A 13,621-nucleotide genomic window follows, 5' to 3' on the forward strand; every position below is an offset into this window, starting at 1 on the left:
GGGAGCAGCCCCGCGGTGGCGACCCTGAGACAGCGCGGTGGCGAGGCCCCGCCTCGTGCGCCCGCCCGCGGCCGGCGACGGACCGGCGGCCTCCTGCCCGGACTCGGCCTGGCCGTCGGGGCCGCCGTCGCCATGGGCGGCGCGGCCCCGGCGCTGAAGGCCCTGGGGACGACGGAACTGACGGCCGTCCAGATCATCCAGGCGCGGGCGCTCGTGGGAGCCGTACTCCTGATGGCCGTCGCCGCGACCGTGCACCGCGGACACCTGCGCGTGCGGGCGGGCGACGTGTGGCTGGTCCTGCTCTACGGCGCCGTCAGCCTCGCCCTCAACCAGGTCGTGTTCACGATGTCCCTGGCGCGGCTCCCGGTGGGCGTGGCCCTGCTGGTGGAGTACCTCTCCCCGCTGCTGGTCGCCCTGTGGGTGCGGCTCGTCCAGCGCAAACACGTCTCCGGCCTGGTGTGGGCGGGGATCGCGCTCACCCTCGTCGGCCTGTCCTTCACCGGCGAGGTGTGGTCCGGGGGCGGGCTCGACGGGCCCGGCCTGGGGCTGGCGTTCCTGGCCGCCCTGACGCTGGCGGGCCGCTTCCTGCTCGCCGAACGGGGGCTGCGCAGTTACGAGCCGCTCGTCATGTCGGCCTGGGGCGCCGCTGTGGGCGCCGTGACGCTCACGCTGGCCGGCCTGGCGGAGCCCTTCCCCCTCGCCGCGCTCGGACGCGGCACGGAGCTCAACGGCTGGACCGTCCCCGTCTGGGCGCTGATGGTCTGGGTGGGAGTGATCGGCATGGCCGGCGGCCTGGCGCTCGGCGCCGCCGCGCAGCGCCGGCTCCCGCCCGCATCGGCCAGCCTCATGCTGAGCCTGGAAGTGGTCGCGGGGGCCGGACTCGCCTACGTGTTCCTGGGCGAGGCGCTGTCCGCGGAGCAACTGGCCGGGTCCGCCCTGATGCTCACGGGAATCGTGCTGGCGCAGCTCGCCGTCCTGCGGCGGCGAGCGCCCGCCGGGAGCAGTTGAACCGACGGGGGCCGGTGTGCCGACGGGGGCCGGTGTGCCGACGGGGGCCGGGGACCGAGCCGTCCCGGGCCCCCGTCGCCGTGGCCTACGGGGTGGGCAGCCCGGTCACCTCGAACACGGGATGGTCCGCGGCGATCTCCTCGAACCGGCCGATCGGCGCCTCGGGGTCCACCGGTATGTGCGGCCGGGCGCCGGGGGCCGCGTGGAGGTACTTCTTCAGGATGGGGGCGCGGCGTTCCACCGGAAGCTCGCGCAGCCGGACGTCGAAGGTCCGGCCGCGTCTGATCGCGGCCTTCCCGCCCGCGGCGCGCACGTTGCGGACCCAGTTCGCGTGGGCCCCCAGCATGGAGACCACGTACCAGTGGCCGTCGGCGGACACGAGCATCACCGGGAAGGCGATCGTTCTGCCGCTCGACCGTCCGCGCACGCGCAGCGTGACACCGCCCGCGCGTCCGTGGGCCGAGCCGTACTTCCACCGCCAGTAGCGGTTGAGCGGACGGACCACGACACCGGGCCGGTCACCCCGGTATATCCACCGTTTCAGCCCGTACAAGAACCGCAACACCACTCCACCGTGGAGGACCCCGCCGAGCGCTTCTGCCCGCCGTCGCCCTCGGGGGATGTGGGGCGACGACGGGCGTTCGGTGTGCCTTGAGGGCTCGTGACCCTGCTTGTGTGGCTCACGAGTACGAGTATGCTCCGGCGCTCTGGAGAATCACTCGTGAGCCGGTCGAGAGCCCGCTCCGGGCGCGTCCGCGGGCGCGTCCGCGGGCGGGACGGCCCGGCGCGGCACCGCGAAGGCCCGGCGGAAGGACCACGGAAGAGCCCCGGCTGGACGGGGGAGACCAGCCGGGGCGGCAGAGGTGTGGCGAGCGGAGGGCGGTCGCCTCTCGGCGAGGGGCTCCATGGGGCTTCAGCCGAACGATCTTCCCCATGGGCCAGGGGTGAGGCCCGGGGACACTGTCCCCTCCGCAGCCACGTACAGAAGAACGATGCCGCCTACACGAATGTTCCGGCTCGGCGCGGTCCGCGGGGTGAGGTGGGACACACCGCCCGCGGCTGCCGTGCGCGCGGGCGGTGCCGCCGCGAGGTCAGAGGTCCCCGCGCTGGAAGGAGCGTGCCGCGGCCATGACGTCCTTGGTGCGGCCTTCGGCGATCGCCTCGATGGGCGAGTCGTCGTCGAGCTGCGGATTCATGCCCAGCATCCAGGCGCGGGCGATGTGCGGGTTCTCGCAGTTGGCGATGAAGGTGAAGATCTGGCAGGCGGCGCGCATCCGGCTCTCGGAGTCGATCCGCGGCATGTTCTGGCCGCGGGCCCACCGGCCCACCTGTCTGTGGTCGTCCACGCCCGCGATGAGGGCGGCGATCCGCTGGCTGAAGGTGTCCTGGAGCAGGGCGGCCATGCGGGCGGGCGTCAGTTCTGTGGTCTCGCGGAGCGCGGCGGCTTCGGCCTCGGCGGCGCTCTCTCGCTGAGTCTGCATGATCTCCTCGTTTCCTCGCCGGCCCGTCGGGCACGGCGAAGCGCGCGCGGTCAGCGCGCTGAAGCCTCGGGGGTGCCGGAGGCGGGACTCTGGCTGCGGCAGGACGTCATGCCGCGCGTTCCCGGAACTGGCCGGCCGGCCAGGATGCACACCACGTCGGCTGTGAGGAGGCGTTCGGGTACGACAGCTGGGCGGCCGGGCGGGGCCGCCGGTGCGGCGCCGATAACGGGCGTGCTCTGCGTGGATCGTTCGTCAACATGCCGACTCCTCAATCGTGTTGAGGGAAGCGTACCCGTTTAGGGGGTCCTTACTCCACAGTTTTACCACCTGAAAACACCCCTAAATCCCACCCGTAAGGGTGGCTCCACGACGCTCATCAGGACGTTTCTCCCGGTGGCACCGCGTCGCGGAGCCATGACGGACCTCACACGGAAGACTCGAACGGGCGACATCCCGTACGGCTCTGTGGACGCGTCGCGCGCCCCGCGGGCCCGGCGGAGGTCACCACACGGTCAGCCCGAACTCGTCGGCGACCTCCCGCAGCGCCCGGTCCTCCAGCTTGATCGGCCGCCACTCCCTCTCCGTCAGCTCGGTGTCCCGCAGGATCGCCCAGCACCGGTAACCGGCGTAGCCGGAGCGGTAGGCGATGCCCTGCACCAGCTGGTGCCCCTGCTCGTTGCGCTGGGCGACCGCCCAGGCGGCGATCTGCCGGGTGATGCGGCGGTCCTTGCCCCGCAGGTGCTCGTCGGTCAGGCAGTCCCGTACCCCGAAGGACCGCAGGTCCTCGCCGAGTTCCTCGATGATGACCTGCCGGGTCTCCGCGGCCTCCAGATCCAGGAACTGGGCCTGCGGCGACGCGGTCAGCCGCACCAGGATGCGGTTGTCGCGCCAGCTGGAGGCGATGTGCCCGACCGCCATGTGGGCGGGGGAGGCCGGCACGGCGTCGTCCCGCATCAGGCGGCGCATCCGTGGCGAGACGCGGAACTGCTGCAGGGCCTCGGCGTAGCAGCCGGCCGGGGTCGAGGCGCAGTACAGCGTCTCGTACGAGAAGAGACTGAACCGGCCGGCGGAGGAACCGTCGAAGGTCTCGGGTTCCACCTGGTTGTACCGGACCGCGTCGTTCGCCCATCCCAGCCGCCACACGCCCTGTGCGGGAGCGGGGGAGAGGGCCACCGGGGGAACGGCCGTCACCGCCACCTCCCCGGCGGGGCGGGCCGGGGGGCCCGGAGAGCGGTGCGCCCTGCGGCGGGTTCACGGGGCACTGCCAAAAGGCGGTGCTCTAACGCAGCGGTCATCGATCCTCACTCGTGACGGACAGCTTTTCGAACACGTGCCAGGAGCGGGTCCTGGCGCCGGGTCCAAGGATTCTCTTGCGGCGAGGGGTGTCCTGTCCCGCCGCTCACGCCAACCGGCACGGCGCACGGGACGGAACGTTGCAGCACACCCGGCGCACGGCGCGCACTGTCGGCAGTGCTGCCCGCGCTTCGCCGGTCGTGGTGCTCACAGTCGGTCGTGGTGGAGCCGGAACGCCATCGAGCCCGCCTCTCCGGAGACCAGCAGGATCGAGGAGTCGACCCGCTGCGGGTCCTGCACGGTCTTCAGGGTCTCGACGGGGGAGCCGGTGACGAGCTGGAGCAGCGGCCGTGCCGGGGCGGCGGTGTCCCACACGCGGATGCTGGTCTTGCCCGCCGCGGCGACGGCGGTGCGCTCGAACGGCAGCCGCAGGGCGGTGACCGCGCTGAGTTCGCCGTCATGGCAGTGCAGGGTCCGCACCGCGCGGGCGGTGCGCGGGTCCCACAGCTTCAAGGTGCCGTCCTGTCCGGCCGCGGCGATGAGCGGCGCGTCGTCGTCCGGGGCGGGGGCGACGAAGGCCAGGTCGTTGATGATGCCCTGGTCGCACTTGAGGGTCGGGCCGTGCTGTGCGCGGGTGTCGGCGTCCCAGATCCGGATGTTGCCGTCGCTGCCGCCGGAGGCCAGCAGCCGCCGCCGGGGGCCGTGGTGGGTGGCCAGGCAGCGGACGGTGAACTCGTGGTCGCCGAAGCGGGCGAGCTCCTCGCCGCTGCCCGGCCGCCAGACGAACACCTTGCCGTCGGCTCCCGCGCTGGCCAGCAGGTCCCCGTCCGCCGAGCCCACCGCCACCAGGGCGGTGACGGGCAGCAGATGGCCGGTCATGTCGGGGCCCGCCCGCAGCCCGGTGCCGGGGTCGACGCAGCGGACGGTGTCCCCGACGGCGGCGGCCAGCAGCCGCCGCCCGCCCACCAGGGGCCAGGCCAGGGCGGTGACGCGGCGGCCCTTGAGGACGGTGGTCCGCTCCGCCGTGGCCAGGTCCCTGATGATGACGCGCGAGGCGCGGGCCACGGCCAGCCGGTGGGGGGCGGCGGGCGACACGGCAGTGGCCGTGACCCGGTTCCAGGCCCTCGGCTCCCGGCCGAAGGTGCCCTCGTCGATGGGCCAGCCGCGTACGACGCGGTCCGCGCCGCCGGAGAGCAGCCGGTCGGGCCCGCGCCCGGGCAGGCACGTCATGGCGTTCACCGGGGCGGTGTGGGCCTGGAGCATCCCGGGCACGGCCTGCAGGCCGGGCAGCCGCCACAGGCGCAGGGTGCCGTTGCCCGCCGCGGACACGAGGGCGGTCCGCCCGGCGAGGGAGACGAGCTGGAGGCAGGTCACCGGCGGCGGCACGCCGCCCGCGAGGGCGGGGTCGTGCCGTGCCGTGCGGAGGGGGGCGGGGGCGGAGAGGTCGCAGAGCGAGACGTTGCCGTGTTCGTCGCCGACGGCGTACCGCCCGGACCCGGGCAGTGCGAGCAGCGCCCGTACCCGGCCGGCGTGGCGGGAGTGCGGGACGGTGGAACGGCCGTCGAAGACGTGGACGGTGTCGTGCGCGCCCAGCAGCAACCACTGGGCGCCGGTACCGGAACCCGCACCGGCGGCACCGGGACCCGCACCGGCGGCACCGGAATCCCCACCGGCGGTGCCGATGCCGCACAGCAGACCGGAGGCGTCCGCGAGCGGGTCGAGGGGGAGCGGGTGGGGCCGGAGGCGACCGGGGGCGGCGCCGGCAGCCCCTACGGCGTGCCCGTCGGCCTCGAAGGCCTCGACGGCGCCGTCGCTGAACGCCGCGAGCAGCAGCCGGGGCCGCCCCGCCGGGTGGTACGTGGTCAGCGAGCTGACCCAGGTCCGTTCCCTGTGCGTGACGAGGCAGTGGGTGAGCTGCCCGTCGGCCTTCTCCGCCACGGCCATCACGCGCCCGTCGGTGCCCGCGGTGACGAGGAGGCCGCCCTCCAGCGCCAGCAGATGCGTGATGGCGCCCGAGTGCAGGTGCAGCGGCACATGGGCGAGCCGGCCGTCGAAGCGCAGCAGGCGCAGGGTGCCCACGTCGTCGCCCGCCGCCACGGTCACCGGCCGCGTTCCGGGCGCGTCCAGCACGGCGAGCGAGGTCACCTCGGTGGTCCCGGCCGTCCACGCGGGCGTGGGCGGCACCCGGTCGCTCCACAGCGGGGTGATCGGCACGGACGTGAGCGACGCCGGTGCGGAGCCGTCGTCGCCGGCGGTGCCACCACCGGCATCGGGGCCGGGGCCGGTGGCGGTGTCGGCGGCGGGGGCGGGCGGGCCCGCCGCGTGGCGTGCCAGGCGGAGGCTGGACAGGCGCGACACGGGCCCGACGCCGCGGGCGAACGGTTCGAGCGCCGCCCAGGCCCGCAGCCACCGGCTCCGCCCGCCTTCCTCCCTGCCCGCGGCGAGCAGCCGCCCCACCTGGGCGCTGCTCTCCCAGGCGAGCAGCGCCAGCGGCACGTGCTCGTCGTCGAGGACGTGACCCTGGGCCGCGTGTTCGGCCAGATGCCGGCGGAGGTAGGGGTGGGGCGGCAGCGCGGGATCGCTGGGGACCAGTTCGGCGAGCCGCTCGGCGATCTGCCGGTGGATGGCCGCCTGGCGCTCGTCGGGCACGTCAGTCATCACGGTCACCGCGCTCGCCGCCGCGCCCGTCACGGTCACCGTGCTCGCCGCTGCGCCCGTCACGGTCACCGTGCTCGCCGCTGCGCCCGTCACGGTCACCGCGCCCACCGCCGCGCCCGTCACGGTCACCGCGCCCGTCACCGTCTCTGCCGCCGTCTCCGTCTCTGCCGCAGTCTCGGTCTCCGTCTCGGTCCCCGTCCCCGTCCCCGTCTCGGTCCCCGCCGCCGGCCAGCAAGTCGGCGTCGGGCCGCAGCAGTTCGGCGGCCAGTTCCTCGTGCGCGGGCCGGTACACGCGTCGTTCGTCCTCCACGGTCTGGGCGAGGTAGCCGCTGAGCCGGCCGCTCAGCAGCCTGGCGATCATCCGGTCCCACTCCTCGGGCGCGAGCTGTTCGGGCAGGAGGAAGACACCGGCGATGGCGGGCCAGACCTCCCCCCAGGGCACCCCTTGGCCCTTGGCGTAGGCGGAGGCCTTGAGCAGGGCCAGCGCGACGCGCGGGGGCAGGCCGTCCTCCGCGACCATCCGCAGATCGCTGCGCAGCAGCCCGCGGATGCCGTGCGTGAGCGTGGCGCGGTGCCATTCGGGGTCGCGGGCCAGGGCCACCGGGTCCCGCGCCTCGCGCAGTTGGTAGCCCGCGAGGCGGGCGTCGATGAAGGACGGCCACACCGCCTCGACGACGTGCGGCAACTCCGCCCGGAGCGCCTCGGCCGCGGGCACCCCACCGACCAGGGCCCGCAGGTACAGCTCCATGTCCCGCCTGCCCTCGTCGCCGTCGGTACGCTCCGTCCGCGCGGCCGGGAAGACCCGCCGCAGGGCCTGCAGCAGCCCCGCGCCGTCCTCGGCCGCGGCCGTGTCCCCCGAGGCATCGGCAGGGGCGGGCCGCGCGCCGGCCCCGGACGCGTGGAAGGGCCGGCTGGACCGCACCCCGATCAACAGCCGCACCCGCCGCCCGGAGGCCAACGCCCCGTCCCCGCCCGGCTGCTCCTGCCGGCGCCCCCCGCGGCACTCCTCGGGCCGGGGCCCGGGAACCGGGGCGCCCCGACCGCAGAAGGGGGCGAGCGGAGCCAGCACGTCACTGATGATCCGCGCCTGTTCCTGGGCCTCGTCCAGGGCGTCGAGCACGATCGTCACGGGCTCGTCGGACGCCCGTACGACGAAGTCCTGGACCTGCCGGGACCACACCGCCACCGGATCGTCCGTGGCGCCGACGGGGGCGGGGCTCATCCCCAGGGACCGCACGAGGTCGGCGGCGACCTGGGCGGCGTCCGCGTTGCGGGCCGGCACGGCGGCGCTGATGGCACCTTCCGCGGGGATGGTGCCCGGGGCGGAGGCGGCCTCGGCGGCCTTGTAGAGCGGGTCGAGGCGGAAGACGGGGTCGCTGAGCGTCACGGCGCGGGCCAGGACGGCCGATTTGCCGCTGCCCGCGCACCCGGTGACCAGCAGGACACCGCCCGGCGCGGCCGGCTCCACGAAGCGGGCGATCTCGCGGCCGAGCCGTTCGCGCCCGCGGAAGTACCAGCCCGAATCGCTCTCGTTGGGCCGCCCGGTGGCCCGGTCGAGCCAGTACTCGGCGGTCCAGGGGTGGTAGCCGCGCATGGCGCCGCTCGGCTCCCGCAGCCGGGCGTAGCCGGGGTTGGGCAGGCACGGCGAGGGCTGGAGGGTGCCGCCCTGGACCAGGTGGTGGAGCTTGAACTTCTTCTCGTCGCGCGGGCTCAGCCCCCGGGCGTACTGGGCCATGAACTCCGGCACGCTCAGGTGCGACGAGGTGATGCCGGCGGTGTGGCGCAGCCGCTCAAGCGCCGCCCGTAACAGCTCCGGGAACCGCAGGACCTCGATCTTGGTGGTCAGCCCGCAGGTGACCAGCACGTCGAGCTGGGCGGACTCCCGCCTGCTCGGCCGGATCTCCTTCTCCACGGCGGCCAGGTCGGCGTGCATGTTGCCGGCGAAGCAGGTGTTCACGATGACCAGGACGTTCTCGGCGTGCGAGTCCAGGGCGGCGGCCACCACGTCGACCGTGCGAACGGCCGTCGCCAGGGGCCGGTTCGGCACGGTGTCGGGGAGGCGCAGGAAGTGGGTGTCGGACTTGCCGGCGATGCCGTGTCCGGTGATGAACACCACCAGTGCCTGGGCCCGCAGTTCCCGTACGTGCTGCCGGCGCAGGAAGTCCTCGACCTGCTCGCGGTTCCGCAGCTCTTCGGCGGGGCCCACCTGCCGGAACGGCTGCCCGGGCCCCGGCGTGCGCCACCACTCGCCGACCACGCCGAGCTGCTGGTCGATCCCTTCGGCGAACTCGGCGTGGTTGTCGTCGTCGGTGTAGTCCCGCACGGCGAGCGTCAACAGCACCCGCTGCGCCGCGGGGTCCTGTGACGGGTCGTCACACTGCGCCGGTAGCCGCGTGTGCCGTACCTCGCCCCCCGTGTGCCGCATGTCACTAGTGTGACAGCCATGACGCACTCCTGGGGGACCGGCCGGCCCGCTCCCGCCCCGTACACCGAGCCCGCCCCGACGCCGCGCGTCACGCACGACGCGATCGTGATCGTCCCGGGCATCATGGGCAGCGAACTCCACGACACGATCACCGACACGGTGATCTGGGGCATCGCGGACCCGCGGTGGCTGACCAGGGCCTGGCTGCGCGGCAAGGGCCTTCAGCCCCTGCACCTCACCCCCGCCGAACGCGAGGGCGACTACGGCCGCGTGCGGGCCCGCAGGCTGCTGCGCACCCCGGTCTGGAGCCCGTTCCTGCGCGGCATCGAGCCCTACACCAGGCTGGTCACCCTGGCCGAGAACACCGCGGCCCACCGCGAGGCGGTCATGACCTTCCCCTACGACTGGCGGCTCCCGGTCGCCGTCAACGCCCGCCGCCTGGCCGAGGAGGCCCGCGCCCACCTGCAGAACTGGCTCGCGCACCCCGCGCAGGCCGCGGCCCGCCGCCAGGCGTACGAGGACCGCCCGGCCCGCCTGGTGTTCGTCGCGCACTCGATGGGCGGCCTGGTCACCAATGCCGCCCTCACACTCGGCGGCGACGGCGACCTGGCCGCCGACACCCGCGGCATCCTCACCCTGGGCACGCCGTTCCAGGGTTCGGTCGTCGCCGCGAACATCCTCAACGCCCTCCAGGGCGCCCCGCTGCCGCTGCCGCACGGCCGCCTCGCTGCGGCGGCGGCCACGATGCCGGCGGTGCACGAACTCCTGCCGCGCTTCCTGTGCGTGGAGGACGGCATGGACGTACGCCGTCTGACCCCGGCCGACGTCGCGGACCTCGGCGGCGACAAGGAACTGGCCACGGGGGCCGAGGACTTCTACCGCGCCCTGTACGCCGGCCCGCTCCCGCACCAGCAGCCGGTGGTCGGGGTCCGCCAGGACACGGTCCAGTCGCTGACCCTCACCGACGGCGTCGTACGGGCCTCGGAGTACGCCTTCCTCACCCACCCGGACGGCGAACTGATGCGGGGCCCCGCCGGCGCCCCGCGGCGCAGGACGGTATGGGGGGACGGCACGGTCCACCGCCTGTCGGCGGCGGTGAGCACCCCCACGATCCCCGTTCCCGCCCAGCACGGCGCGCTGGCCGCCAACAAGCGCGTGCTGCCGCTGGTGGAGGACTTCCTCCTGGACCACGACGCCCTGATCCGCGGCCCCCAGCAGGCGGACGACGGCATCGGCCTGTCGGTCCCCGACTTCGTCACGCCCGGCACCCCGTGGGAGTGCGTGGTGACGGGCACCGACGACCCGTCGGCGGTGGAGTGCACGATCACCGCGGCCGACGGCACCTGGACCGGCCGCCAGCTCTCCTTCGACGTATCCGACGACGACCGCCTCACCACCCGGGTGAGCCTGCCGGACACCGGCCTCTACAGGATCACGGCGAAGGCGGACTACGGCCCGGTGGTCACGCAGATCGTCTTCGCGGGGTCAGAGCCTGTGTCATAACCCCGGCCGGGCGCGCGACGCCTGGCACGCACTCCCCCACGCCTGAAGGGCGCGGGGGGACCCCCATGCGGCGTTGCCGAAACGCCCACGTGGCTCCTCCCCCAGACCTGAAAGGTCTGGGGGGACCCCCATCGAGGACGCTCCGGCGCCTTGCGATCGCACGCACCAGACGCCGCACGCTGATCCGGCCGGGGTGATGACACAGGCTCTCAGAGGACGGAGAGCCGGCCTCAGGCCCCTGAGTCGAGAACCCTGCCCCGCTCAGCAGTCGCCGCCGCTCCCTCCGGTTCGTCGGCGTCGATCCAGTACGGAATGCTCTTCGTCGTGGCGGCGCTCGATCACGGTCGTTGTCGGTCGTCGTCGGCGGCGGCCGTCGGGGTGGGACGCAGGGCGAGGAGGGCGATGTCGTCCGTGCTGCCCGCGCCGAGGCCGAGGATGAGTTCGTCGCAGAAGACGTCGAGGGGGGCCCGGGCGAGGGCGGCGGTGTGCCGGCGCAGGCGGGTCATGGCGTCGCTGAGGGATTCACCGGGGCGTTCGATCAGGCCGTCGGTGAACATCAGCAGCGTGGAGTCGGCCGGCAGCGGGTCGCGGGCGGTGGGCCGGGGAAAGGTGCTGTCCATGCCGATGAGGAGACCGGAGGCGGTGTCCAGGTAGCGGGTGTCGCCGTTGGGAAGGGTCAGCAGCAGGGGGAGGTGGCCCGCGGAGGAGTGGCGCACTTCCCAGGGGCCGTCGCGGGGGCCTGTGACGACGGCGTAGGCGCAGGTCGCGGTGGAATGCGGGTACAGGGTGAGGGTCGCGAGGTCGAGGCGGCGCAGCACCTCCGAGGGCCGGTCCTGGCAGTCGACGGCGATGCCGCGGAGCATGTTGCGCAGTTGGCTCATCGTCACGGCGGCGTTCAGATCGTGCCCGGACACGTCCCCGATGACCAGCGCCGTGTCGCCGTCGGGCAGGGTGAAGGCGTCGAACCAGTCGCCGCCGACCTGGGCGGTGGTACTCGACGGGGCGTAGCGGGCGGTGATCTCCATGGACGGGATGTGCGGGAGGCGGGGCAGCAGCGAGCGCTGAAGACGCTCGGCCGCGGTACGGGTGTGCTGGTGCAGCCGGGCGTTGTCGACACTCAGCGAGATGCCTTTGACGAGATCGGCGACGAGGAGCGCGTCCTGTTCGGTGAAGGGGTCGTCATGGCCGGTGCGTACGACGATCAGGGCGCCCAGCACCTCGCGGCGCGCCCGCAGCGGAGCCATGATCGTGCTGCCGGCGCCCAGCTGCTCGAACAGTTCGAGCTGCCGGGCGTCCAGGGCGCTCTCCGCCTGGTCGGGCGGGGGAATCCGGGTGATCAGCAGGGGGCCCGCGCCGTGCAGGACCCGGGCCAGCGGTCCTCGCGCGTTCTCGGACAGGGGAGGCAGCCTGCCGAGTTCCACGCCTGCGCCCAGGGCCCGGGGCTCGCGGTGGACGACGCAGATCCGTTCGGCGTCCCCGTGCTCGTCGAGCAGGTCGACCACGCACCAGTCGGCCAGCTGCTGGGTCAGGACGTGGCAGACCCGGCGCAGCCCCTCGCGCAGGTCGAGTGTGCTCGACAGCGCGCGGGTGGTGTCGGCCGGCAGACTCGACCGCTGCCTGTCCCGTGTCTTCCGGCCGCCGGCCCGCGGCGCCGCCGCAGGTGCCTGCGGCCACGCCAGGGTCCCGGTATCGGCACGTGACGCCGGCTGCTCCTCCCCGGGGGCCATCGCCCGGGGCATGAACTGGCCGACCCGTACCGTGCGGCCGTCGACCGCCTCCTGACTGTGGACGTGCAGGCGTACGGGGACCAGGCTGCCGTCGTGGTGCAGGGCCGGCAGGGGGATGGACCGGCCCATGATCCGGGACCGGCCGGTCAGCCGGAGCGCGGTGAACCCGGCCCGGTGACGCTCCCGCAGATGCTGGGGGATCAGCACCGTCAACGGGCGGCCGATCAGTTCGTCGGTCTGCCATCCCAGCAGGCCGGCCAGGGCGGTGTTGGCCGCGATGATCCGGCCGTCGTCGTCGGCCGCGACGGTCGGCACGCTGCTGTCCTCCACGTCACCGGCGTCCCACGGCGTCAGCTCGGCGGAGGTCGCGTCCGTCGCGCCGGGCAGCAGCGTCCACGCGGTGGGCGGGGCTCCGGAGAGCTGGGTGACCAGCTGGTCGAGCACCCACTGGTAGTGGCCGCGCACGTGCGGCGGCGCCGGGAGGGTGAGCAGGGACCCCAGCTGCGCCGCCGCGTCGCCGTGTTCGAGCACGTGCCGCAACGTGTCCACGGCTGGTGCGGCGTCCAGGGGAAAGGCGATGTCCAGGGTCACCGTGGCGCCGCCGGTGACCGTCTCCTCCAGGGCGGACGTCATGCACGCGTTGAGCACGTTGGTCACATCGCCGGCGACCAGCAAGTCCGGGCCCGACACGCCGGCGCGCTCCTCGACGTCGGTGGTCAGGAGCAGCTCGCGCAGCATCTCGTCACCGTGCTGCTGCGCCGCGCGGAACACGATGTCGTGCATGTCGATCAGCGTCACGGTCGCGGTCCGCCCGTGCACCGGCACCGACTCCCACCCGGACGTCGGGGGCACCGGGGCGTTGGGCCACAGCTCGAACCAGGCCGTCTTGCGGCCCTCCCCGACGTGGGCCCCATGACTGGAGGCCAGCTGCTCGACCACGGCGAGACCCCGCCCGGCACCGGCGTACGGCCTGACCTCCCGCGGCACGAGCGGGCGGTCGGGCCGACCGTCGCCGACGCGTACGCGCACTTGTCCCTCGTGGGACCAGACCCGCACCTCCACCTCGGTACGCGCGTGCAGCACCGCGTTGGTCACCAGCTCGCTGACCAGCAGCTCGGCGGTGTCCACGACCTCCGGCGCGACACCACGCAACGCCGACCGCACGAACCGCCGAGCCAGCGGCACACTGCGCGTCTCAGGAGGAAAACTCCGAAAGAGAACCGAAGGAGGATTATGGCTGTCCATACCATCATCAATCCCTCTGAACCCGAAAAAATAACTCGCCGGCACGGCGTGACCCACCGATGCGGACGCACCACCGACGACCCGCACTGGGGGCGGGCGCCTCGCCTTGCCCGGCCCGCAGCCGCACCACGAGGGAAGCCGTGCGGCCATGGGCGACCGCCCGCCGGCGGCCCGGCGGCCCGGCGGCCCGGCGGCCCGGCGGCCCTCCCTCGCCCTGCGCGCCGCCGGGATCGGGGGGCGGCTGCTGTGCTGGCTGTGGACGCCGGGCGGGCCCTGGCGCG

At 74.1% G+C, this 13,621-nt stretch carries 8 protein-coding genes; 2 read left to right on the plus strand and 6 right to left on the minus strand.

Annotated elements, in window-relative coordinates; translation table 11 throughout:
* Positions 1 to 15 precede the first annotated feature (15 nt).
* On the plus strand, positions 16 to 1,008 hold the full coding sequence (locus tag AB0I16_RS27630) for a DMT family transporter (protein ID WP_363252308.1): 993 nt from the start codon (positions 16 to 18) through the stop codon (positions 1,006 to 1,008).
* 85 nt (positions 1,009 to 1,093) lie between these two features.
* On the opposite strand, the gene AB0I16_RS27635 is transcribed toward AB0I16_RS27630, so the two are convergent.
* From AB0I16_RS27635 to AB0I16_RS27655, 5 genes are all read right to left on the minus strand, one after another.
* Positions 1,094 to 1,573 (minus strand): nitroreductase/quinone reductase family protein, encoded by a 480-nt coding sequence (locus AB0I16_RS27635; protein ID WP_363252309.1) that lies wholly within the window; start codon positions 1,571 to 1,573, stop codon positions 1,094 to 1,096.
* A 526-nt stretch (positions 1,574 to 2,099) separates the two neighbouring features.
* On the minus strand, positions 2,100 to 2,489 hold the full coding sequence (locus AB0I16_RS27640; RefSeq protein ID WP_363252310.1) for an XRE family transcriptional regulator: 390 nt from the start codon (positions 2,487 to 2,489) through the stop codon (positions 2,100 to 2,102).
* Between the two features lie 501 nt (positions 2,490 to 2,990).
* On the minus strand, positions 2,991 to 3,680 hold the full coding sequence (locus tag AB0I16_RS27645) for an RES domain-containing protein (RefSeq protein WP_363252311.1): 690 nt from the start codon (positions 3,678 to 3,680) through the stop codon (positions 2,991 to 2,993).
* Between the two features lie 309 nt (positions 3,681 to 3,989).
* Positions 3,990 to 6,503, minus strand: a complete 2,514-nt coding sequence (locus AB0I16_RS27650; protein ID WP_363252312.1) for a hypothetical protein — start codon at positions 6,501 to 6,503, stop codon at positions 3,990 to 3,992.
* Complete coding sequence (locus tag AB0I16_RS27655; protein ID WP_363252313.1) at positions 6,433 to 8,865, minus strand: ATP-binding protein; 2,433 nt, start codon at positions 8,863 to 8,865, stop codon at positions 6,433 to 6,435. The genes AB0I16_RS27650 and AB0I16_RS27655 overlap by 71 nt, the downstream gene beginning before the upstream one ends.
* 18 nt (positions 8,866 to 8,883) lie before the next feature.
* Between AB0I16_RS27655 and AB0I16_RS27660 the strand changes: the two genes are divergently transcribed.
* Positions 8,884 to 10,368, plus strand: a complete 1,485-nt coding sequence (locus AB0I16_RS27660; protein WP_363252314.1) for a hypothetical protein — start codon at positions 8,884 to 8,886, stop codon at positions 10,366 to 10,368.
* A 338-nt stretch (positions 10,369 to 10,706) separates the two neighbouring features.
* Here the strand turns inward: AB0I16_RS27660 and AB0I16_RS27665 are convergent, their stop codons facing one another.
* Positions 10,707 to 13,340: a SpoIIE family protein phosphatase gene (locus AB0I16_RS27665; protein WP_363252316.1), complete on the minus strand. Its 2,634-nt coding sequence runs from the start codon at positions 13,338 to 13,340 to the stop codon at positions 10,707 to 10,709.
* Between the last annotated feature and the right edge of the window lie 281 nt (positions 13,341 to 13,621).

The organism is Streptomyces sp. NPDC050703 (assembly GCF_040654435.1).
Lineage (GTDB): Bacteria > Actinomycetota > Actinomycetes > Streptomycetales > Streptomycetaceae > Streptomyces.

Bases quoted from the DNA above. Each gene is read 5' to 3' on its own strand.
- AB0I16_RS27665 (WP_363252316.1), bottom strand. From the start codon at position 13,340: ATGGACAGCCATAATCCTCCTTCGGTTCTCTTTCGGAGTTTTCCTCCT.
- AB0I16_RS27640 (WP_363252310.1), bottom strand. From the start codon at position 2,489: ATGCAGACTCAGCGAGAGAGCGCCGCCGAGGCCGAAGCCGCCGCGCTC.
- AB0I16_RS27655 (WP_363252313.1), bottom strand. From the start codon at position 8,865: ATGCGGCACACGGGGGGCGAGGTACGGCACACGCGGCTACCGGCGCAG.
- AB0I16_RS27660 (WP_363252314.1), top strand. From the start codon at position 8,884: ATGACGCACTCCTGGGGGACCGGCCGGCCCGCTCCCGCCCCGTACACC.